Genomic DNA, 22,025 nt, shown 5'->3' with positions numbered 1-22,025 from the left:
ATGCGAACGATCACCGAGATCCCCAAACCGCTGTTCCGCGACCCCATCCACGACGGGGCCGCCGACCCGACGGTGATCTGGAACCATTCCGCGGGCGAGTGGTGGATGTTCTACACCAACCGCCGCGTCCTGGCACCCCCGATCGACGACGTCTCGTGGGTGTTCGGCACCGACATCGGCATCGCCGCCTCGGCCGACGGCGGTGCGACCTGGTCCTATCGCGGCACCGCGCAGGGCCTGGAGACCGGCTGGGGCCGCGACACCTTCTGGGCGCCCGAGATCATCGACGACGGCGCGGCCTACCACATGTACGTGAGCTTCATCGAGGGCGTGCACACGACGTGGGGCGACCCGGGCGCGATCCGCCACTACACCAGCACGGACCTCGCGCACTGGGAGTACGAGTCCACGCTGGACCTCGACTCGCAGCACGTAATCGACGCGTGCGTCGTCCCGCTCCCCGAAGGGGGCTGGCGCATGTGGTTCAAGGACGACGACCGCGGCACCCACACCTACACGGCTGACAGTCCCGACCTGTACCGGTGGACGCCGGGCGGAGCAGCGGTGGAGAACCTGCCGCACGAAGGGCCGAACGTCTTCGCGCTCGGAGGCTCGTACTGGATGCTCACCGACGAATGGGCCGGCCTGCGGGTGCACCGCTCGACAGACCTGCGCACCTGGGAGACTCAGCACCGCATCCTCGCCGAGTCCGGCTCGGGTGAGGACGACGGCGGCAACGGGCTGCACGCCGACGTGGTCGTCGTCGGCGACGAGGCGTTCGTCTTCTACTTCACGCACCCAGGGCGCACCCCCGGCTCGCCCGTCCGCGACGACCGCTACGCGCACCGTCGCAGCTCGATCCAGGTCGCCCGGGCGCATGTGGCCGACGGGCGGCTGGTGTGCGACCGGGACGAGGTGCTGACCGCGCCGATCCTGCCGCTGGGCGGGCCGGAGGTGCTGCCATGACCATCGTCACCGTGGACCTCGACGATCCGCGTCCGATCAGCCCCGACCTCTGGGGCGCCTTCTTCGAGGACATCAACTGCTCGGCCGACGGCGGGCTCTACGCCGAGCTGGTCCGGAACCGGTCCTTCGACTTCACGTCGCAGGACCGGCCCGGCTGGGGCCCGCTGACCGGCTGGACGACGCGCGGACTGGTGCAGGTGCGCAGCGACTCGCCCCTCTCACCGGCGTCGCCTACCTACGTGCGGATCGGCGACGGCTCGACGTCCGCCGAGATCGTGAACGAGGGGTTCGGCGGGATCACGGTGGCCGCCGGCGAGTCGTACGTCTTCAGCGTCTACGCACGTGCCACCAACGACGTGGACCTCGACGTGACGCTCGCGTGCTCCGAGGGGAGGAGCACGGCCTCCGTTGCGATCGCGGCGGGACCGGACTGGGTGCGCTACGAAGCTGTCTTCAACCCCACGTTCGGCGACGGCTCCGCGCGCCTGGGAGTGGCCGTACAGGCGGGAGACACGGTCGACCTCGACCTGGTCTCACTCTTCCCCCAGCGGGTGTTTCGCGGCAGCCCCAACGGCATGCGCGAGGATCTCGCCCAGTCGATCGCCGACCTGTCACCGCGGTTCCTCCGGTTTCCGGGCGGGTGCGTGGCGCACGGACTGGGGCTGTCGAACATGTACCGGTGGCCTGGCACGATCGGACCCCTGCAAGATCGCCGGCCCGACTCGAACATCTGGGGCTACCACCAGTCGATGGGGATCGGCTACTTCGAGTACTTCCGCTTCTGCGAGCAGATCGCCGCCACGCCGTTGCCCGTGGTCCCGGCGGGCGTGTGCTGCCAGAACACGCCTGGCGGTCCACAACCCGTACCGGATCACGACATGGACGCCTACCTCCAGGAGGTCCTGGACCTCGTCGAGTTCGCCAACGGGGACGAGACGACCCGCTGGGGTTCCCTCCGGGGAGAGCTGGGCCATCCTGCGCCGTTCGGCCTCAGGTATCTCGGGCTCGGCAACGAGGACCAGATCGACGACGTGTTCGAAGACCGGTTCGGCCGGATCTTCGCGGCGATCAGGCGCGAGTACCCGGAGATCACGGTGGTCGGTACCGCGGGCCCGCAACCGTTCGGCGAGGACTACGACAGAGGGTGGGATCTCGGCCGCCGTCTCGGCGTCCCCGTCCTCGACGAGCACTGCTACAAGGCACCGAAGTGGCTGTTCCAGAACCTGCACCGCTATGACGACTACGACCGGACGGGCCCGGCCGTGTACCTCGGCGAGTACGGGTCGCGAGGGAATACGTTCCTCAACGCCCTGGCCGAGGCGGCGTTCATGACCGGGATGGAGCGCAACGGGGACGTCGTCCGGCTGGCGTCCTACGCGCCCCTGCTCGCGAAGGTCGGCAGTACCCAGTGGGTTCCCGACCTGATCTATTTCGACAGCTCGGACGTCCTGCCGAGCCTGAACTACCACGTACAGCAGCTCTTCTCCGAAACCGGCGGTGACGAGTCGCTGCCTGTCTCGGTGCTCGCCGCGCCGGTGTACGAGCGCCCCGCCCCCAGGTACAGGCATGTCGGCCTGCGCGCCGACGGATTCACCGTCGACTGCGGATGGATAACGATCGCGGGCGCCGCCACGGACAGCCTCGTCGTCGACGACGGAACGGGTGTGCAGCGGATCGCCACACCCCTCCTCCCCCACGACTTCACGATCGAGCTCGACTTCACCGCTGTGGCGGGCGATCCCGAGCGGGGCAGTCTCGCGGTGCTCTTCGGCGACCTGGACTCGGCGGAGAGCTGGGAGTGGAACCTGGGCACCTGGATGAATCGCACCGCCACCCTGTTCGAGGTCAGCGACGGGTTTCGCGACGAGGCCTGTCCGGGCATCCCGTTCTCGATCGAGGTCGGCCGCCGCTACGCAGTGCGCATCGAGGTTCGAGACGGCGGTCGCGTCACGGAGCTCCATGTCGACGGCCGGCTCGTGAACGGGTACGAAGACCCCCGCTCGCCGGAGGAACGCTTCGCCGCTTCGTGCGTGCGCGACACGTCGAGCGGGCGCACGACCGTCCGGCTGGTGAACGCGACGGGAACCGCGACGACGGTTCAGCTCGAAACCCGGTCGGGGGCCCCGGTGAGCGTGCTGGGCGGCCGTCAGCTGAGCGGCGACGCGGGAGCCGGTGCCCCGTTCGAGCCTGCGCCGTTCGCGCCGCACGAGATCCGGCCGACGGGCTCGGGAGTGACCGTTCCAGGTTTCTCCGTGACCATGGTCGAGATCGCGGCGGAGAGCGCCGCACCCTGAGGTATCAGTACAGGATGGACGCCTGCTCGCGCGGCCAAGCGAGAGTGGCGTAGATCTGGACCATCGCCGCCTGCTCGAGCAGCTCGGTGTGCTCGTTCCCGCTGTTGAACAGCCCGGTCGCAGGTTCGCGCTCAGTGCGCCACTGGAGGTCGGCATAGTCCGCCATCGCGTCCCGGTACGTCGTGCCGCCGGTCACGGACTCCAGAAGGAGGAGATTCTTGAACCAGATGGAGTTGAAGAACATCGGCTGGCCGGCCAGTCGTCCCTCGGTGACGTAGTAGCGGTAGGACGCAGCAGCGATCCCCTTCGCCTTCGCCAGGTAGCGCTCGTCGCCCGTCGCCTCGTACAGCAGGGTGTAGGTACCCACCGGGACGCCCTGGTTGTACGACCACTGCGTGCGGTCGATGGACCCGTCGAGCTTGATGTTGTCCCAGTAGAGGCCGTTCGGCGCGAGCAGGTGCTCGTCGGTCCACCCCACCATCCGCTTCGCCCAGTCGAGGTAGTGCCGCTCCCCCGTGATCATGTACAGGCGGGTGGCGAGCTGCGCGCCGGGCATCGTGGAGACCGTGTTGCGGTCGGTGCTCCAGGTGGCCTGGGTCCAGAACACGCCGCCGGGCGCCCTGTGCGACGGGTCGGTGTCCCACCCGGAGACCACGAGCTCGAAGATCTCCTCGGCGCGTTCGAGCGCCGCCTCGTCGCCGGTCGCCAGATGCTGCTGCACCTTGGCGAGCGCGACCCACTCGTTGTCGTCGTAGAACATGTCGCCGCCACCGCCGTACGGGGCGCGCGGGTACGAGTCGTAGCCGGGCAGCCCGGTGGTGCCGCCGCCGGCGTTCCAGAAGTGCTCCTGCCCGCGGGCGACGTCCGCGAGGTCGTCCTTGAACGACCGCCCCAGGCCCCCGGGCAGCCCGGTGAGGTCGAGCGTCGCGACGTGCGCCTGGGAGTGCGGCCACTCGAACGAGTAGGTGCGGTCCTCGGCCCCGCTCGGGTACCGCTCGCGGTAGAGGCCGGAGCCGTCGCTCGCGGCCATGTACTCGCGCATCGCGTCGTACGACACGACCGCCCGATGCACCTGCGTGCGCTGCGACACCGCGGGGGCGCCGCCGTCCTGCGCGCCGGCGGGGGACGCCGCCACCAGCGCGCAGGCCAGCGCGACGACCGTAGCGGCAACTCTGGTGAACCTCATCGTTCGCTCCTTCGTTCGGTGGGTCGGCCGTCGACCGCCACCGCTGCTCCGAGCCGCCCGGACCCCAACCCGACGGCGACGGATGTCAGCGCTGTCATTCCTCCGAGCGGGCCCAAAGCGTCCTGAACGCGTGGCGGCCAGGCTAGGGGATCCGGACCTAACCGGTCAACGACGCGATCCGGTCATAAGCCCGAACATCAACGGCGTGCGATCGTGACTTCTCGTGCCTCGAGGACAGCACGCCCCAAGTGCTCGTTTGCTCGCGATCTGATCGACCTGCACGGCGGAACTCAGCCGCACGCCAGGGGCCCCGAGCTTCGGCTCGGGGCCCCTGGCGTCGAGCGGTTACGCCTTTGTCAGGCCAGCGATCGCGTCGGCGAGATCGCCCGCAGCGGTGTCCACCTCCCCCTGGGTGGCGCCCTTGTCGTCGGCGACGGCCTGCGCGGCATCACGCGCGGCCACCACGGCGGCCCAGGAGTCCGCGGTCCAGCCGGCCTCGGCCAGCGCCGCCGCGTCGTCGAGGTACACGGCCAGCCCCGACTTGTCGATGACCTCGACGATGAACTGGACCTCGGCCACGTTGCAGTAGCCGTTGCCGCCGTTGAGGCGCAGTGCCCCGTAGTGGACGGGCTCGGTCAGGTTCACCGTGTTCCAGCCGCGGACCGGGGTTCCCGTGCTCGCGAACTGCGTCCAGGTGGCACCTCCGTCGGCAGAGCCCTCGATGGCCATGCCGGTCGAGCGCGACACCGCGTTGTCCCGCGGGAAGTACCTGACGCCGACCACCGTGAACCCGGTCCCGTCGGTCGGGAGCACCGTGTTCGTGCAGACCTTCGTGGTCGTGTCGGTGTACGTCCTGGTGTCCCCGTCGAACATGCGCCAGCCGTTGGCGGCCGCACTGGTCGCCCCGTCGAAGGTCGCGGTGCTCGCGGTGACCCAGGCCGGGTCGAGGGTCGCTGGCTCCTCGGTCTTCAAGGTGTCCAGCAGGTCCCAGGCGCGGACCAGCCGCCGCGCGAGCGCGGCCTCGTCCGCGTCCGGCTCGGCGAGGGCTTCGCGGATCGCCGCCACCTCTCGCGGGAAGAGGATCCGCGAGCCGCGCGTGTACTGGTCGAGGTCGACCGCGTCGGCCTGGGCGAGCACCGTGTCGAGGTCAGCCTCGATCTGGCCGAAGATCCTGACCTCAGCGATCGGGATGACGTCGCGATTACCCACGCGCAGATAGCGGTACGGGGTCGTGTCGGCTGAATCCAGGTTCTGCCAGTCGAAGCCCTTGAAGGTCGGCTCGGTCAGCGTCGTCCAGTTCTCGAGGTCGTTCGAGCCCTGGAAGACCATGCCGGCCATGCGCTGCATGCCGTAGGCGTCCTGGCGGGCCAGGAAGTCGACGCGGTCCAGGGCGAGCGCCCGGCCCTCGCCGAAGTCCCAGGTCAGGTGGTACTGACCGGCAGCCGCCTCCACGTTGCCGGCCGTGCTGTCGTTCCCGTCGAGCATGAGCGCGGCCTGGTCGGCCTTGGTCGGGTCGGCCTCACCGGAGGCGTCGACCACCTCGCCGTACCGGCCGAGGTCCACGAGGTTGCGCTCGTCGGAGTAGTACAGGCCCGTGGAGTCGGTCGTCCCGACCACGGTGGCCGCCGCGTCATCGTCGTCGGTGGTGTGATCGATCGAGAACGGCACGTCTCCGGTGGGGTCGCCCTCGCCGAGCTCGGCGGTGGCCGTCCAGGACAGCCCGTCCTCGCTCACCGCCTCGGCCTGCCGGCCTGCGATCGTCACCGCGACGTCGCTGATCGGCTCCGGGCTGGAGAAGGACAGCTCGGCGGTGTCGCCGGGGGTGACCCGCTCACGCAGGGCATCGGCGGAGGTCAGGGAGACCTCGTCGATGGCGCCCGGCACCTCGCTGCGGTCGCCGAGGATGTTGACCTCGTCGAGGGTCCAGATGCCCGGGTAGGCAGGGTCGATCGGCGGCGCCGGGTCGTCGACCTGGAGCTTGAGATACCGGAACTTCTCGCCCCGGTGTTCGGCGACCACCGGGATGGTCTCCATGTCGTTGGTCTCGGTGGTCGCCCGCTCGGTCAGCAGCTCCCAGGAGGTCCCGTCGTTCGAGCCGTACGCGTTGGTTCCCGCCGAGCGCATGGAGAAGGCGAACGGCCCCTGGATGGCGATCTGCTCGGCCGACACTCGGTACCGGGTCCCGAAGTCGAGGACGAAGGAGGCGTGCAGCACGACACCCATGTGGCCGTCGCCGACCAAGCTGTTCACCTGGGCGGCGGAGAGCCCAGACGCCGTGACCATGCCGCCCTTGATGTCGAGCGCGCCGTCGGCCAGGCGCGGGTTGAGCAGCTCGAGCGCCTCGGTCTCGTCCCGCAGGGCCTCGAAGGCGGTGACGAACTCCTCGTCCGTTCCGGTCTCGGAGGCCTCCCGGGCGTCGCGCAGCGCGGCCTCGAAGCGCTCGCGGCTCACGGTCGTGTAGGCGGCGTCCGGATCGTGGATGTCGTCGAGCAGGACGTCGATCGTCTTCGGGCGGTTCTTCGCGACGACGAGCTCGAAGGTCCGCGCCGCGACCGTCTGGCCGTCGTCGGCGATGATCTGGACGTCGTGCCGCCCTCGGTCGGGGCTGGTGGGCTCCCACGTGAGCGCGCCAGTGGTGGGGTCGAGCGAGGCACCTTCCGGCAGGCCGTCGGCCGTGTGGGTCAGGTTCCCGCCGGTGTCGACCGCGGCGAAGTCGAGTTCCCTCTCCATGTTCGCGGTGAGGTAGAGCGTGTCGTCGGTCTGCGGGAACTCCGGCGCAGTCAGGTCGGTCTTTCCGGAGAGGATCACGCTGTCGAGGTCGACCGTGGTTCCCTCGGCACCGGTGAGCCGGTAGAAGTTGATGGCGTTGCCGCCGGCCGGGTAGGCGATGTAGCGCCACTCGCCGCCGGTGTCGGGCAGCTCGCGCTCCGCGAGCGTGTGGGCGGGTGATTCATCGGGGTTGAGACCGGAGGGTTCCTCGTTCTGGAGCACTTCCAGCTTCGCGTGGCCGTCGCTCCGGTACTTCAGGCCGATGATGGATCCCCTGCCCCACTCCATGCGGGGCATGACGCTCATCGTGCCCGCCTCGCTGAGGCTCGCACGGGCGAAGGTCTCGCCGTCCTCGGTGACGTACTCGGTGCCGTCGTCGAGCAGGAGACCGGTCTTGTCGAACCGCAGCGCGGCGCTCTCAGGCAGAGGAGGCGGTTCGGTCCCGGCCAGCTCCTCGGGGAACGCGACCCAGTACTCGGGGTTCTTGTCACCCGGGCCCCAGAAATTCGACACGCCCGTGCCGCGCCAGTAGAGCGGTCCGTCCATGGTGGACGCAAGCAGGGACAGCCACGGTGCCTCGGTCTCGACGTCGACGCCGCGCTCGATCGCGTACTCGTAGTACAGCTCGGCGACCGAGATCATGTTGTACATGCGGCCGCGGTACGCCTGCGAGACCGTGCCGTTCCAGCCCTCGCCACGCTCGTCGACCCACGGGACCTGGCCGCCCATCATGAACTTGTAGAACTGGTCGGCGCCCTTCAGGAGCCGCTGACCGAGGAAGTCGTAGGCGCTCACCGCGTCGCCGGCATCCGAGACGGTCCCCTCCACGGGGTCGACCGAGGTGCCCTGCACCTCGAGCATCCGGGCGAGGCCGGCGAAGTTGTCGATGTTGGTCTCGCCGTGGGCCTGGTCGCGGCCCATCTCACGGACCTGCACGAAGTCGTGGCCGTACGGGTTGATCGGGTCGTCGGCCTCGATGAGGGGCATCTGCGGGGCCATCGCGCCGTTGTCGTAGGCGGTGTCACTAGAGTTGACCGTGAGCCACTCGACGCCGGTCGCGTAACCCTCGACGTCATCGGCGTAGATCGCGGTCGCGATGCGCCCGAACAGGCCGAAGTTGTGCTGGTTCATCCACCGCTCGTTGGAGTACAGGAACGTCTCCACCACGGGGTTCGCGAAGTTGGTCAGCAGGCGCTCGTCGTCCTCGGCGCTCCAGACGACGTCGTAACCGTCCTGGGTGCCGGGGCTGTCGTCGGCCAGCGGTTCGGTGGCGCGGACGATCTCGGCGGCCATGAGGAACTGGTAGAGCGGGTGCCCGGTGTGGATGTGCGAGTCGGCGAAGTACTTGTAGCCGTCGGGGTTCATGCTCGCCCAGGTGCGCAGCGCCTGGATCGTGTTCTTCCGGTAGACCTCGTTGCCGGTCATGACCCACATCAGGGACTGGGTGAGCGCGCCGAAGGCGTCGCTGGTCTCGCGGCCGCGCAGGCCCACGTGGGTGAAGTTGGGGTCGGCGGCGACGTCGGGCTCGCTCGGGGACTTCGAGTTGGACGCGCGGAAGGTGGTGGCGGCGTGGCCGACCTTCGTCATCGCGTCGAAGTAGGAGGCCCAGGGCTCCTCGCCGGTGCGGACCATCTCCTGGGCGTTGCGCAGGTCCTCGGCCGACAGGCCGACGCCGGGGTGGACGAACCCGGCGTCGCTGACGGTCTCGTTGATCGCCACCACGTTGTCGGTGAGCAGGTCCTCGGCACCGGCGGCACTCGCCGCGGGGGCCACCACGAGCGTGGCCGCGAGGATGGCCAGCACGGCGGCCAGGGCCGGTGGGCGTGATCGTTCACGGTTGCGAGCTTGCATCATTGCAGGCTTCCTTTCGGAGACTGGGGCGCGGCTCGACTGTCGCGAGAAAGGCAGCATCTCGCGCCGACTACAACGGGATATCGTTATCCCGCACGTCGGAGCCTAGCGGCTGTGCGGCCGCGTGAACAGGGCTGCTAGCGTGAAGGTTCACGGACAGACTCGAAGGAGAGCACGTGCCACACGCACTTCAGCCCGATGACCAGGCGATCAGCCTGGAGCAGCCGGCCGCCGGATTCCCCGAGGCGTTCCTGCTCGGCAACGGCTCGCTCGGCGCGACGGTCTACGGACTACCCGGCGTCGAGACGTTCGACCTGAACCTCGACACCGTCTGGTCCGGCGGCCCCGGCCGAGCATCGCCGGCCGAGGCGGGTGCCGCGATCGCCGAGCTGCGCGCGGCGATCGCGGCGGGAGACCACCGGAGAGCCGACGAGCTGGCCCGCGAGCTCCAGGACCCGGGCTGGACCGAGGCGTACCAGCCGCTCGGGCGGCTTTCGTGGCGGTGGGGTCCGGACGACGAGTCGGGGGCCTACGGGCGGCGACTCGATCTGGCCTCTGCCACCGCCCGGGTCGCCACTGGATCAGGGTCGATGGACACGTACGTCAGCGCCCCGGACGGCGTCCTCGTCGCCGAGGCCCACGGCGCCCCGGCCCCGCCCGACGCCGTGCTCGAACCCGCACTCGGTTTCGACTCGCCCCACCCCGTCGACGTCACCGTGTCGATGCAGGACGGCGCCGAATGGCTGGTGGCCACCGGACGCGCGCCGAGCCGTGCGCGGCCGACCTACGCCGGGGACGATGACGCCGTCGCGTACGACGACGCCGCGCCCGACGCAGACGGCCTGGTCGACGCCGGCACGGGCTGGGCGGTCGTCGCCGCCGTGACGGGTGACCGCCGGCTCGTCGCGTCGGCGGCCAGCGGCTTCCGCGGCGCGGGTGAGCGGCCGAGCGCCGACCTCCCGGCCCTCGCCTCGGAGGCGCGGGCCCAGGTCCTTGCCGCGCTGGCCCAGGAGGCCGCCGATCTGCGACGACGCCACCTCGAGGACTACACCGAGCTGTTCGGCCGGGTCCGGCTCGACCTGTCCGCCTCGGACGACCCACGGGCGACCGCGGCGCAGCGGTACTTCGACCTCGGCCGGTACCTGCTCATCTCCAGCAGCCGCCCCGGCACGCAGGCGGCGAACCTGCAGGGCATCTGGAACGTCGACGTCCAGCCCGGCTGGAGCTCCAACTACACGACCAACATCAATGTCGAGATGAACTACTGGGCCGCCGAACAGGCGGCGCTGCCGGAGCTGCACGAGCCGCTCTTCGACCTCGCCCGCGACCTCGCCGAGGCCGGCCGCGCCACCGCCCGGGCGGTCTACGGCGCCGCCGGGGCGACGACGCACCACAACACGGACATCTGGCGGTTCACCCCGCCCGTCGACGGCGAACCGCAGTGGTCCAACTGGCAGTTCGGCCTGGCCTGGATCGCCGCGCACGTCGGCGACCGGCTCGAGTACAGCTGGTCCGACGAGTTCGCCCGGTCCGTGGCGCTACCGGTGACCCGGGCGGTCGTGGAGTTCGCGCTCGACCAGCTCGTCGAGGACGCCGAGGGCAAGCTGGTCGTGAGCCCGTCGACGTCGCCGGAGCACCCGTTCCTCACGGGTGGCGAGCATGACGGTGAGCAGGGCGGCGAGCGCGGCACCGTGACCGCCGGGTCCACGATCGACCAGGAGCTCACGGCGCAGGCGCTCGACCGGTACGTCCGGCTCGCCGAACGCCTCGACGTCGCAGGCGCCGGTGACGACCTGGCCGACCGCTGCCGCAAGGCCCTCCCCCTCCTCCGGCTCCCCACCGTCGACGACGCCGGCCGCCTCAGCGAATGGGCGCAGCCGCTGCTGCCCAGTGAGCCCGACCATCGGCACCTCTCGCACCTGTACGGCGCGTACCCCGGCACGCGCATCACGGAGACGGCCACGCCAGCCGAGTACGAGGCAGTTCGACGGGCGTTGGCCTATCGCCTCGAGCACGGCAGCGGGCACACGGGCTGGAGCCAGGCGTGGGTGCTCTGCCTGGCCGCGCGGCTGCGCGACGCGGAGCGGGCCGAGCGGTCGATCGGCGTCCTCGTCGAGGAGCTCAGCTCGGCGTCGCTGCTCGACCTGCACCCGATGGGCAGCGGTGCGGTCTTCCAGATCGACGGGAACCTGGGCGGCACGGCCGGGCTGGCCGAGCTGCTGGTGCAGAGCCACGACGGCGCGGTCTCGCTGCTGCCGACGCTGCCGCCGTCGTGGCGCGGCGGCAGCGTGCGGGGTCTCCGTGCGCGCGGGGACCGGACCGTCGACTTGGCCTGGGAGGCGGGAGTCCTGCGGCGCGCCCGGATCCGTAGCGCTGCCGACGGCGAGCTCGTGGTCGAATTGGCCGCGGGGCCTCGGCCGACGGTCGTCGACGACACCGGGGCGGCGATCGAGCCGCAGCCCACCGGACCCGCACCGGAGGGCCGCGTCCGCTGGGCCTGGAGTTCCGCGGCGGGGCGGACCTACGAGATCGAGAGGGGCTGACCGGTGGGCAAACGTGTGACGATCCTCGACGTCGCTGCGGAGGCCGGGGTCTCCCGGCAGACCGTGACGCGAGCGATGAACGACATGGCTGACATCAGCGTGTCGACCCGGCAACGCGTGCTCGACGCGGCCGACCGCCTCGGGTACCGCCCGAGCCGGTTCGCCCGCAACCTGGTGACCCGGCAGAAGACGAACGCGCTGGGGCTCGTGGTCTCCTCGTTCCGCAACCCGTACTACACCGACATCGCCGCGGACATGCTGTCGGGCGCCGCCGAACGCGGCTGGCAGCTCCTGTTGGCTGCGTCCGACGGCGACGAGGGCTCGGATGCCCTGAACAAGCTCTCTGCCCAGGTCGACGTGGTGGTCGGACACTTCCAAGCGCCCGAGGCCGACCTCGGCGAGGCCTGCCGCGGCCTACCGGTGGTGAACCTCGAGTTCGTGAGCACCGTGCCGGGCTTCCACTCGGTCCACGTCGACCTCGAGTCGGGGATTTTGGAGGCGGTCGGAGCACTGCGTGAGCGCGGCGCACACCGGTTCGGCATGGTAGACGCGGGGTACTCGCGGCGAACGTTCGGGGCCTACGAACCCACGCCCCGGAGGGAGTGGTTCGAGCGCGCGGTGGGAGACCAGCTCACCGGTGTCGTCGTCGCCGACGAGGACAACATCTCCGGGGGCGGCCAGGCGTTCGCGGAGCTCCTGCGCAGGCACCCGGATACCGACGCCGTCCTGATGTTCAACGACCTCATGGCCCTGGGCGCCGTGCGGAGCGCACACGCCCTCGGGGTCGACGTTCCGGGCAGCGTCCGCATCGTCGGCGTCGACGGCCTCTCCCTGGGCGAGGCCGTCGACCCGCAGCTCACGACGATCTCCATCGACCGGGAGGGGATCGCGTCGAACACGCTGGACATCGCCGAGATCCTGGCGAAGGCCGATTTCGCGCGGATCGAGCCGATCCATCGCACCGTCCGCACCCAGCTTCTCTGGCGCGCCTCGGCATAAATGTAGACATCTCGGCGTAGACCCCTCTCGGGATGACGCCGTTTCCAGACAGGCGGCCACCATCTCGTGGACCCACATTGACAACGATGGAGAACTGTCTCTACCGTGAACCTTCACGGCCCGTGAATGTTCACGGCCAGATCGCAAAGGAGCGATGATGACAACAAAGGCAGCGGCCCGATGACGGCCGTGCTGGACCGCCGGGCGGCGGCTCCCCCGGGCACCCGCGAGGCCCATCGGGCGAGCACCCGACGGTCCCTGGAACGCAGCCTGCGCCGGCACTGGCAGCTCTACGTGCTGCTCGTCCTCCCGGTGGCGTACCTGATCGTCTTCGAGTACATCCCGATGGCGAACAACGTGATCGCGTTCAAGGAATACAACGTAGTCGGCGGGATCTGGGGCAGCCCATGGGTCGGGCTCGAGAACTTCGAACGGTTCTTCGCCAACCCGGTCGCGTGGGATCTCATCGGCAACACGCTGGTCCTGAGCCTCTACGGCTTCCTGGCCGGGTTCCCGATCCCTGTCATCCTGGCGCTGGCGCTCAACGAGGTGCGGGCGCGCTTCTTCAAGCGGACCGTCCAGATGGTCACCTACGCGCCGCACTTCCTCTCGACGGTCATCGTCGTGTCGATGGTCATCCTGATCTTCTCGCCGCGTATCGGGTTCATGGCCGACTTCCTCGGCTTCTTCGGCGCCCCTTCGAACCTGCTTGCCGACCCCGACTCGTTCCGGCACGTCTACGTCTGGAGCGACATCTGGCAGACCACCGGATACTCGGCGATCATCTTCATGGCCGCGCTCGCCGGCATCGACCCGAGCCTGTACGAGGCCGCCCGCCTCGACGGGGCCAACCGCCTGCAGAAGATCTGGCACATCGACCTGCCCGGGATCGCGCCGACGGTAGTGGTCGTGATGATCCTGAGCGTCGGCAACATCATGGCGATCGGCTTCGAGAAGGCCTTCCTGCTGCAGAACCCCCTCAATCTCTCGCAGTCGGAGATCATCGCGACCTACACGTACAAGATCGGCCTGCTCAGCGCCGACTTCAGCCTCGCGACGGCGATCGGGCTGTTCAACTCCGTCATCAATCTCATCCTGCTCCTGGCCGTCAACACCGTCTCCAAGCGCGTGACTGGCAACGGGCTGTGGTGAAGGGAGCGCCTGCCATGACCTTCAAGACCACGACCCGGCCCGACCTCCGGACCGAGCCGGACACCGAGCACCGAAAGCCCCGCCGCCGCCCCCGCCGGATGCCCGAGACCGGCTTCGACCAGGTCTTCATGGCGGGGATCTACATCCTCCTGACGACCTTCCTGCTCGTCGTGCTCGTCCCGCTGATCAACGTCCTGGCCAGCTCCTTCTCAAGTCCCGCGGCGGTCTCTGGCGGACGGGTGTTCCTGTGGCCGGTCGACTTCACGCTCCGTGGGTACCAGGCGGTGCTGGACAACTCCGCCGTCCTCACCGGCTTCGGCAACTCGCTGTTGTACGTCGTCGTCGGGACCGTGATCAGCCTCGCCCTGACGGTCATGATCGCCTACCCGCTCTCGCGTTCCGACCTCGTGGGGCGGCGCGTGCTGACCGGCGGCGTCCTGTTCACGATGCTGTTCAGCGGAGGACTGATCCCCACCTACATGGTCGTGCAGTCACTCGGGATGCTCGACACCCGGTGGGCGATGGTCATCCCCGGCGCGCTCGGGGCCTGGCAGGTGCTGATCGCGGCAACCTACTTCCGGGCGTCGATCCCCGGGGAGCTCTACGAGGCCGCCCAGCTCGACGGCGCCAGCGATCTGCGGTTCCTGTGGTCGGTGGTGCTGCCGCTGTCGAAACCGCTGCTGGCGGTCATCGCGCTCATGTACGGCGTCGGGCAGTGGAACCAGTACTTCAGCGCGCTGATCTACCTCCGCGACGAGGATCTCTATCCGCTGCAGCTCGTGCTCCGGAACATCCTCGTCCTCAACGCCAATGCCGGGGGGACCGACCTCGCGAACCAGCTGGAGCGTCAGCAGCTCGCCGACCTCATGAAGTTCTCGCTCATCGTCATCTCCACCGTGCCGGTCATGCTCGCCTACCCGTTCGTGGCCCGCCACTTCACCAAGGGCGTGATGATCGGCTCGGTCAAGGGCTGATCCGTTCGCGCTCCCCAACCAGCTCTCCGCCCCATCAGTTCCACTCACCCATCAGTCCCACCCAACGGTTCAACGATGAAAGGCGGTCGATGATGACCAGCAGACTTGCCCGAGCGGGAGCCGCCGCAGCGGCCCTGACAGTATCCGCGGGCGCGCTCACCGCGTGCTCGTCGGGGCCGGAGACCTCTCCGGACGACGTGATCACGATCTTCGCCCCCCAGAACCCCGACATGGATCTGGACGAGAACGCGTTCACCAAGGTTCTCGAAGAGAAGTTCGACGTTGACCTCCAGTTCGAGACCACCACCTACGACGCGACCGCTGCCGCGGAGAAGCGGCAGGTCTCCCTCGCCAGCGGTGAGTACCCAGACGCCTACATGCTCATCCCGTGGGTCGACCAGTTCAGCAACGAAGAGCTGGTGAAGCTCGGCGGTCAGGGTGTGCTCCTGCCACTCGACGACCTCATCGGCGAGGACACCCCGAACCTCGCCGCCGCCTTCGAGAAGGAGCCCAACTTCAAGCAGATGGCGACGGCCTCGGACGGGACCATCTGGGGCATTCCCACGTGGAACGACTGCTTCCACTGCTCGTACCCGGCGAAGCTGTGGATGAACTCCGCCTGGCTGGAGAAGCTCGGCCTCGAGCAGCCCACCACGCCCGAGGAGCTGCGGACGGTGCTCGAGGCGTTCAAGACGCAGGACCCCAACGGCAACGGCAAGGCCGACGAGATCCCCCTCTCCACGGACGTCGGCAGCTCGCCCCTCCCGTACCTGATGAACCCGTTCGTCTACACCGCGGCCAGGTACGCGAACGCGGACGCCGGCAACCCGTCCTCGCTCGGCGCCCTGGGTGACGAGGTCGTCCTGCAGCCCACCCGTGACGAGTGGCGGGCCGGGATCTCCTACGTCACCTCCCTGTACGAGGACGGCCTGATCGACGAGGCCGCCTTCACGCAGAACCCCGAGGCGCTCACCGCCAAGGGGAACAGCGCGGACGGCGTGATCCTCGGATCGGCCACCGTCCTGCACCCGGGCTTCGTCAACAAGGACAACGAGGACGGGCGCTACGCGCAGTACGACGCGGTCCCGCCGCTCGCCGGGCCGAACGGCGACGGCACGTTCTACAGCGGGAGCAACAGCGCGAACGGCGCGTCCTTCGTCATCACGAACCGCTCCAGCGAGGCCAAGCAGCGCAAGCTGATGCAGATCGTGGACTTCATGGTCTCGTACGACGGCCACATGCTGGCCGAGTACGGTCTCGAGGGCGTCAACTGGGTCAAGCCCGAAGCGGGCGACGTGGCCCTCGACGAGACCCTCGAGCCGCTGTTCAAGGCCCTCACGCCGCCCGAGGGCGAGGGCCTGAACAACTCCTGGGGCGCGATCGGGCAGTACTTCACCGACGCGGAGTTCCGGGAGCGGCAGGTCTACTCCGCCGAGATCTACGACCCTGCCGGTTATGAGCGCCGCCTGTTCGAGGCCACGAAGCTCTACGAGGGCCACGAGTCCGACGAGGCATTCCCGTACTGGGACGTCATCGTGACCGGCGACACCGCGCGGGAGCTCGCCACGATCCAGACCAACGTGGAGAACTTCGTCGTCCAGGCGAGCGCCGAGTTCGTCACCGGCGCCCGCGACATCGAGAGCGACGAGGACTGGGCCGCCTTCCAGCAGGACCTCATCAACCTCGGCGCCGACCGGTACGTCGAGATCTACCAGGAGGCCTGGGACGCCACCAAGTAGTCCCACCCGCACTACCGAGGCGGGCCGTCCACGCGTGGGCGGCCCACCTCCGGCACCCGAGAACCCTGAGAGGCCGGACCGCATGATCCGTGAGCAGCGCTTCATCAACGACGACTGGACGTTCGACTACGGCGAGCACTCCGGTGCCGAGCTCAAGTCCCCCAGTCCTGAGTGGTACGACGTCGGGCTCCCCCACTCCTTCGACCTGCCCGACTTCCGCGAGCCCCGGTTCTACGTCGGCCACGGCTGCTACCGCCGGTGCATCGATGTGCCGGAGGCGTGGATCGGCAATTGGGTGGCCGTGGAGTTCCTCGGGGTGTTCCAGGTCGCCGAGGTGTTCGTCAACGGGCGGCTCGTCGGGCGCCACGAGGGCGGCTACACGCCGTTCGTCGTCGACATCTCGGACGCCGTCGCCGCCGGGCCCAACGACGGCATCGGCGTGACCACCCCGGTGGTCGACGCCGAGCGTGCCGAGGTGAACGCCTCGGTCGAGGTCGTCAACGACGAGCCCGGTCCGGTCGAGGTCACCGTCTCCGCCGTCCTCACTGCGGCCGTCTCCGACGACGGCGGCCCGGTCGCGTCATCCGCGCAGGTGCGGCGGACGATCGCGGCCGGCGAGACCGCCGTGGTCGAGCTCGCGGGCGCCGTCGACCAGCCGGTGCTGTGGCATCCGGACCATCCGCACCTGTACACGCTGACCGTGTCGATCGTCGTCGACGGCAGAGTGCGCGACCGGCAAGCGACAGCGTTCGGCGTGCGCTGGTTCGAGTTCACCGCCGACCGCGGGTTCTTCCTCAACGGCGAGCGCCTCGACCTGCACGGCGCCAACGTGCACCAGAACCGGGGCGGCTGGGGCGACGCCGGGACGCGCGCCGGGATCCGCCGCGACGTCGCCATGGTCAAGGACCTGGGCATGAACATCGTCCGCGGCTCCCACTACCCCCACCATTCCTACTTCGCGGAGGAGTACGACCGGCAGGGGCTCCTGTTCTGGTCCGAGCTGCACTTCTGGGGCATCGGCGGCGAGAACGTCGAGGGCTACTGGTTCGCCAGCGCCTACCCGGTGCACCAAGAGGACGAGCCGAAGTTCGAGGAGAGCCTGCGCCGCGCCCTGCGGGAGATGATCCGCACCCACCGCAACCACCCGAGCATCGTCACCTGGAGCGTCGGCAACGAGGCCTTCTTCAGCGACGACCACGTGATCGGCAAGGCGAAGGCGCTGACGAGCGAGCTGGTGGACCTATCACACGTGCTCGACCCGACGCGCCCGGCCGCGGTCGGCGGCGCGCAGCGCAAGGGCTTCGACGTCCTCGGCGACCTCGCCGGCTACAACGGCGACGGCGCCGAGATCTTCCACGACCAGGGCATCCCGAACCTCGTCTCGGAGTACCACGGCGTCCGCGGCCGGGGCCCGGGAGAGTACGAGGTGACGTCGGAGCACGGCGTCGAGGTCGACCACCCGTGGCGCTCGGGCAAGATCCTGTGGTGCGCCTTCCACTACAAGTCGATAGCGCCGGGCGCGGGGCTCCAGGGCCTCGTCGACTACGTCCGGACGCCGCGCAGGCCGTACTACTGGTATCGGGAGAAGATGCGCGGTATCGCGCCGCCGTCGTTTCCCGAGCCCGGTACCGCGGTCGCGCTGCGCCTGAGCTCCGACGCCCCGAAGATGCCGACGGACGGCACGGGCGACGTGCGGCTCGTGGTGGAGCTCCTCGATTCCGGCGGCGCCCGCGTCGCTGACGACCGGGCCGTGACCCTCACCGTCGTCGACGGCGGAGGCCTGTTCCCCTCGGGTCGCAGCATCACGCTGTCTCCCGAGACCGACGGCCTGTGGGACGGCGCGGGCGCGATCGAGCTCCGCTCGTACGAGCCCGGCGCTCAACGCATCCGCGCGACGTCGCCCGGCCTGCTGTCCGCCGAGCTGGACCTCGTCGCGACGGGGCCGGCCAGGCCGCAGCGCACTCCGCAGCACGCCCGGCGGCTCGCGCCATCCGCTCCGTACGTCACCGACCTACCTGCCGGGACGGGTGAGGCCTCGTTGACCGCGTCCCGGCCGGTCACCGCGTGCAGCGCGCAGCCCGGTCACGAGGGCAGCAACGTCACCGCGCTCGGCAGCGGCACGTTCTGGCGGGCGGCCTTGCGCGGACCCGGGGAGTGGATCGCGGCGATCCCGGAGTTCTCCTACGAGATCAGCCGGATCGTCATCGTGTTCGCCGAGGTGCCGAAGCAGCCGTGGCTCGTCGAGACCGGGACGGACGGCCGCGTGTTCGAGCCCCTCCATGAGGCCGGCCCGGGCGGTGCGGAGACGTCGGTCCGGCTCGAGTTCGAGCCGTGCCGGGCCTCTGTCGTGCGGCTGACCTTTCCGGATGCGCCACTGGACGTGGAGGAGATCCGTGCCTACTAATTCTGTGTCTGCCACCCGAGAGGCCCTCAACCCGATGACATCCGACGAAGCATGCCAGCAGCCTGAGTATGCGGGCTACCTCTACGTCCATTTCAAGCGCGAGTCGGCCGACGGCGAGCAGATCCACTTCGCGCTGAGCGCGGGCAACGATCCGCTGCACTTCGACGACCTCAACGGCGGCACGCCGGTGCTGCACTCCACCCTGGGGGAACGCGGCGTCCGCGACCCGCACATCGTCCGCTCCCCCGACGGCGACCGGTTCTACCTGGTCGCGACCGACCTGCGCGTCCACGACCGCGACGACTGGGACCACATGCAGCGCCGGGGCAGCCGCTCGATCATGGTCTGGGAGTCGACCGACCTGGTGGACTGGGGCGAGGGCCGTCTCGTCGAGGTCGCACCGCCCGAGGCAGGCAACACGTGGGCCCCCGAGTCGATCTGGGATCCCGAGCAGGACGCCTACCTCGTCCACTGGTCCTCGAAGCTCTACGACAACCCCGAGCACGAGGGCGAGAGCTACAACCGGATCATGTGCGCCACCACCCGCGACTTCCGCGAGTTCTCGGAACCGCGGGTCTGGATCGATCGCGGATGGAGCACCATCGACGCCACGCTCATCGAGCATCAGGGCGTCTACTACCGGTACCTGAAGGACGAGCGCAGCCGCGTCGCGGGCGCGCCGCTCGGCAAGTCGATCTTCTCCGAGACCGCCACCTCCCTGACGGCCACCGAGTGGACACCCCTGGCCGAGGGAATCGGCCTCGGCGCGGTCGTCCGGGGCGAAGGGCCATTGGTGTACAAGTCGAACACCGAGGAGAAGTGGTACCTCTGGATCGACGAGTTCACGCCCGAACGCCGCTATGTTCCGTTCGAGACGACTGACCTCGCTCGCGGCCGATGGAGTCCTTCCGAGGATTTCCGGCTGCCGCCAGAGCCCTGCCACGGCGTCGTGCTGCCGGTGACCGCCGCGGAGTACGAGCGGCTCAGGACCACCTGGACCTGAGGGTCCGTTCTCATTCACGACCTCTCATACATCGCTGAACGAAGGAACCCACGCATGACCACAACGCCCCCATCGCCCGCGGACGCCGGGCACGAGTCCCCCGCCGTCACCCCGTGGCAGGTGGACGGGGCGAGGCTGACCTGGCGCGGAGGCGGAGAGGTGCTCGTCGTCGAGCCATGGGGACCGGACAGCGCGCGTGTCCGGTCCGCGTTGGGCGAGGTCGTCGACGCCGATTGGGCGCTGCTTCCGGCACCGGACGCCGAGCACGCGCGTGTCGAGGTCGACGGCGACGTCGCCACGCTGGTCAATCGCGGGCTGCGCGTCGTCGTGACCGCGTACGACTACGACCACATGCAGAGCGGGCAGCGCCACTTCGGCTGCCGCGTCGCCTTCCAGGACGCCGAGGGCCGCGAGCTGCTGTCCGAGCGCGACCCCGGCGGCGCGCTGGCCCTGAACGCCCGCCAGTACGACGCGGTCGCCACAGGCGGCGGCAAGGCCACGCTCTTCCTGGAGAGCCCGGCCGACGAGAAGCTCGTGGGGATGGGCCTGTACCAGCAGGACCACATCGACCTCAAGGGCTGCTCGCTCGAGCTGGCGCACCGCAACTCGCAGGCCAGCGTCCCGTTCGTCATCTCCAGTGCGGGCTACGGGATGCTGTGGCACTGCCCCGCCATCGGGCGAGCGACGTTCGCCCGCAACGGCACCGAGTGGTCGGCCGAGTCCGCTCAGCAGATCGACTACTGGGTCACGGCGGGCGAGACCCCGGCGCAGATCACCCGGGCGTACGCCGACGCGACCGGGCACGCCCCGATGATGCCCGAGCGCGGGCTCGGCTTCTGGCAGTGCAAGCTGCGCTACTCCTCCCAGGAGGAGCTCCTCGAGGTCGCGCGCGAGCACCACCGACGCGGTTTGCCGCTGGACGTCATCGTCGCGGACTTCTTCCACTGGCCGAAGATGGGCGACTTCCGGTTCGAGGACGAGTTCTGGCCCGACCCGAGCGGCATGGTCGACGAGCTGCGGACGATGGGCGTCGAGCTCATGGTCAGCGTGTGGCCCCAGGTCGCGCTCGCGTCAGAGAACTTCGACGAGATGGCCCGCCAGGGCCTGCTCGTGCAGAGCAACCGGGGCATCGACGTCCAGATGTGGTTCCAGGGCCCGAGCCGGTTCGTCGACACGACCAACCCCAGGGCGCGGAAGTACCTGTGGGACAAGCTGCGCGCCGGGTACGGTCGGCACGGCATCCGCACCTTCTGGCTGGACGAGGCCGAGCCCGAGTTCGGGCTGTACGACTTCGGCGCCTACTGCTTCCACGCCGGCCAGGCCCTGGAGGTCGGCAACATCTACCCGCAGACGTTCTCCCGCGCCGTCTTCGAGGGCCAGCAGGGCGACGGCGAGACCGACGTCGTCAACCTGGTGCGCTGCGCGTGGGCGGGCAGCCAGCGCTACGGGGCGCTCGTCTGGTCGGGCGACATCCACTCGTCGTGGACGGCGATGCGCCGGCAGATCACCGCGGGTATCCACATGGGTGCCGCGGGCGTGCCGTGGTTCACCACGGACATCGGCGGCTTCGGCGGCGGACGCACCGACGACCCCGCGTTCCAGGAGCTCCTCGTCCGCTGGTTTCAGATGGGCGCGTTCATGCCGGTGATGCGCCTGCACGGGACCCGCGGCCCGGAGGTTCCGGTCGTCGCGGCCGACGGCACCCCTCGGCTGTCGTCAGGGGCCGGGAACGAGCTGTGGAGCTTCGGCGAGGAGAACTACGAGATCCTCGCGCGCTACGTCCACCTCCGTGAGCGCCTGCGCGACTACACCCGTGCGGTGATGCGGTCCGCACACGACAACGGGCAACCCGTGATGCGCGGCCTCTTCCACGACTTCCCCGGCGACCCGCAGGCGTGGGACGTGGGCGACCAGTTCATGCACGGGCCGGACGTGCTGGTCGCGCCGGTCATCGAGCCCGGCGCGACGTCGCGATCCGTGTACCTGCCCTCGGGCGCGCACTGGACCGACCTGCACACGGGTGCCGTGCACACCGGTGGTCAGTGGATCGACGCCGACGCCCCGCGGCACCTGGTTCCCGTGTTCACTCGTGACGGCGCCCTGCCCGAGCTCCGCGGGTTCCTCGTGCCCTGACCCTTCTGCCCT

Annotated in this window: 12 protein-coding genes; 10 read left to right on the top strand and 2 right to left on the bottom strand. The window is 69.5% G+C overall.

Translation table 11 applies throughout. The features are described from left to right. Together EW117_RS18665 and EW117_RS18660 are read left to right on the top strand one after the other, a co-directional pair. On the top strand, nt 1-966 hold the full coding sequence (locus EW117_RS18665; protein ID WP_207211931.1) for a glycoside hydrolase family protein: 966 nt from the start codon (nt 1-3) through the stop codon (nt 964-966). Beyond that, nucleotides 963-3,260: an alpha-L-arabinofuranosidase C-terminal domain-containing protein gene (locus tag EW117_RS18660; protein ID WP_129788205.1), complete on the top strand. Its 2,298-nt coding sequence runs from the start codon at nt 963-965 to the stop codon at nt 3,258-3,260. Before EW117_RS18665 ends, EW117_RS18660 begins: the two co-directional genes overlap by 4 nt. A 4-nt stretch (nt 3,261-3,264) precedes the next feature. Here EW117_RS18660 and EW117_RS18655 read toward each other — a convergent pair whose 3' ends face one another. Together EW117_RS18655 and EW117_RS18650 are read right to left on the bottom strand one after the other, a co-directional pair. After that, nucleotides 3,265-4,446: a glycoside hydrolase family 76 protein gene (locus tag EW117_RS18655; protein ID WP_129788204.1), complete on the bottom strand. Its 1,182-nt coding sequence runs from the start codon at nt 4,444-4,446 to the stop codon at nt 3,265-3,267. A 345-nt stretch (nt 4,447-4,791) separates the two neighbouring features. Beyond that, complete coding sequence (locus EW117_RS18650; RefSeq protein ID WP_129788203.1) at nt 4,792-9,069, bottom strand: putative Ig domain-containing protein; 4,278 nt, start codon at nt 9,067-9,069, stop codon at nt 4,792-4,794. Between the two features lie 173 nt (nt 9,070-9,242). On the opposite strand from EW117_RS18650, the gene EW117_RS18645 reads away from it, so the two are divergent. The 8 genes from EW117_RS18645 to EW117_RS18610 all read left to right on the top strand — a co-directional run bounded on the left by EW117_RS18645 (nt 9,243) and on the right by EW117_RS18610 (nt 22,013). Then, the gene (locus tag EW117_RS18645; RefSeq protein WP_129788202.1) at nt 9,243-11,609 is read left to right on the top strand and encodes a glycoside hydrolase family 95 protein; all 2,367 of its coding nucleotides are present in this window, start codon (nt 9,243-9,245) and stop codon (nt 11,607-11,609) included. Between the two features lie 3 nt (nt 11,610-11,612). Continuing rightward, nucleotides 11,613-12,608 carry a LacI family DNA-binding transcriptional regulator gene (locus EW117_RS18640; RefSeq protein WP_129788201.1) on the top strand — a complete coding sequence of 332 codons (996 nt, stop codon included), beginning with the start codon at nt 11,613-11,615 and terminating at the stop codon, nt 12,606-12,608. Nucleotides 12,609-12,788: 180 nt separating this feature from the next. Next, nucleotides 12,789-13,760: an ABC transporter permease gene (locus EW117_RS18635; RefSeq protein WP_129788200.1), complete on the top strand. Its 972-nt coding sequence runs from the start codon at nt 12,789-12,791 to the stop codon at nt 13,758-13,760. 14 nt (nt 13,761-13,774) lie between these two features. Next, nucleotides 13,775-14,734 (top strand): carbohydrate ABC transporter permease, encoded by a 960-nt coding sequence (locus EW117_RS18630; RefSeq protein WP_129788199.1) that lies wholly within the window; start codon nt 13,775-13,777, stop codon nt 14,732-14,734. 92 nt (nt 14,735-14,826) lie between these two features. After that, the gene (locus tag EW117_RS18625) at nt 14,827-16,473 is read left to right on the top strand and encodes a type 2 periplasmic-binding domain-containing protein (RefSeq protein WP_165362769.1); all 1,647 of its coding nucleotides are present in this window, start codon (nt 14,827-14,829) and stop codon (nt 16,471-16,473) included. A gap of 82 nt (nt 16,474-16,555) precedes the next feature. Further along, nucleotides 16,556-18,877, top strand: a complete 2,322-nt coding sequence (locus tag EW117_RS18620) for a glycoside hydrolase family 2 protein (RefSeq protein WP_129788197.1) — start codon at nt 16,556-16,558, stop codon at nt 18,875-18,877. A gap of 34 nt (nt 18,878-18,911) precedes the next feature. Beyond that, the gene (locus EW117_RS18615) at nt 18,912-19,880 is read left to right on the top strand and encodes a glycoside hydrolase family 43 protein (RefSeq protein WP_207211930.1); all 969 of its coding nucleotides are present in this window, start codon (nt 18,912-18,914) and stop codon (nt 19,878-19,880) included. A gap of 54 nt (nt 19,881-19,934) precedes the next feature. Beyond that, a complete protein-coding gene (locus EW117_RS18610; RefSeq protein WP_129788195.1) occupies nt 19,935-22,013 on the top strand; it encodes a glycoside hydrolase family 31 protein in 2,079 nt (692 codons plus the stop codon). Nucleotides 22,014-22,025 lie beyond the last annotated feature (12 nt).

Origin of the sequence: Promicromonospora panici (genome assembly GCF_900608595.1) — a bacterium.
GTDB lineage: Bacteria > Actinomycetota > Actinomycetes > Actinomycetales > Cellulomonadaceae > Promicromonospora > Promicromonospora panici.
The sequence above is the reverse complement of the archived record's forward strand: the minus strand, read 5'-3'. Positions and strand labels throughout refer to the sequence as shown.

What these genes read in the sequence shown, in the direction of transcription:
- EW117_RS18665 (WP_207211931.1), top strand. Translation starts at nt 1, where the DNA reads ATGCGAACGATCACCGAGATCCCCAAACCGCTGTTCCGCGACCCCATC.
- EW117_RS18655 (WP_129788204.1), bottom strand. Translation starts at nt 4,446, where the DNA reads ATGAGGTTCACCAGAGTTGCCGCTACGGTCGTCGCGCTGGCCTGCGCG.
- EW117_RS18610 (WP_129788195.1), top strand. Translation starts at nt 19,935, where the DNA reads ATGACCACAACGCCCCCATCGCCCGCGGACGCCGGGCACGAGTCCCCC.
- EW117_RS18620 (WP_129788197.1), top strand. Translation starts at nt 16,556, where the DNA reads ATGATCCGTGAGCAGCGCTTCATCAACGACGACTGGACGTTCGACTAC.
- EW117_RS18615 (WP_207211930.1), top strand. Translation starts at nt 18,912, where the DNA reads ATGACATCCGACGAAGCATGCCAGCAGCCTGAGTATGCGGGCTACCTC.
- EW117_RS18660 (WP_129788205.1), top strand. Translation starts at nt 963, where the DNA reads ATGACCATCGTCACCGTGGACCTCGACGATCCGCGTCCGATCAGCCCC.
- EW117_RS18635 (WP_129788200.1), top strand. Translation starts at nt 12,789, where the DNA reads ATGACGGCCGTGCTGGACCGCCGGGCGGCGGCTCCCCCGGGCACCCGC.
- EW117_RS18630 (WP_129788199.1), top strand. Translation starts at nt 13,775, where the DNA reads ATGACCTTCAAGACCACGACCCGGCCCGACCTCCGGACCGAGCCGGAC.
- EW117_RS18625 (WP_165362769.1), top strand. Translation starts at nt 14,827, where the DNA reads ATGACCAGCAGACTTGCCCGAGCGGGAGCCGCCGCAGCGGCCCTGACA.
- EW117_RS18650 (WP_129788203.1), bottom strand. Translation starts at nt 9,069, where the DNA reads ATGATGCAAGCTCGCAACCGTGAACGATCACGCCCACCGGCCCTGGCC.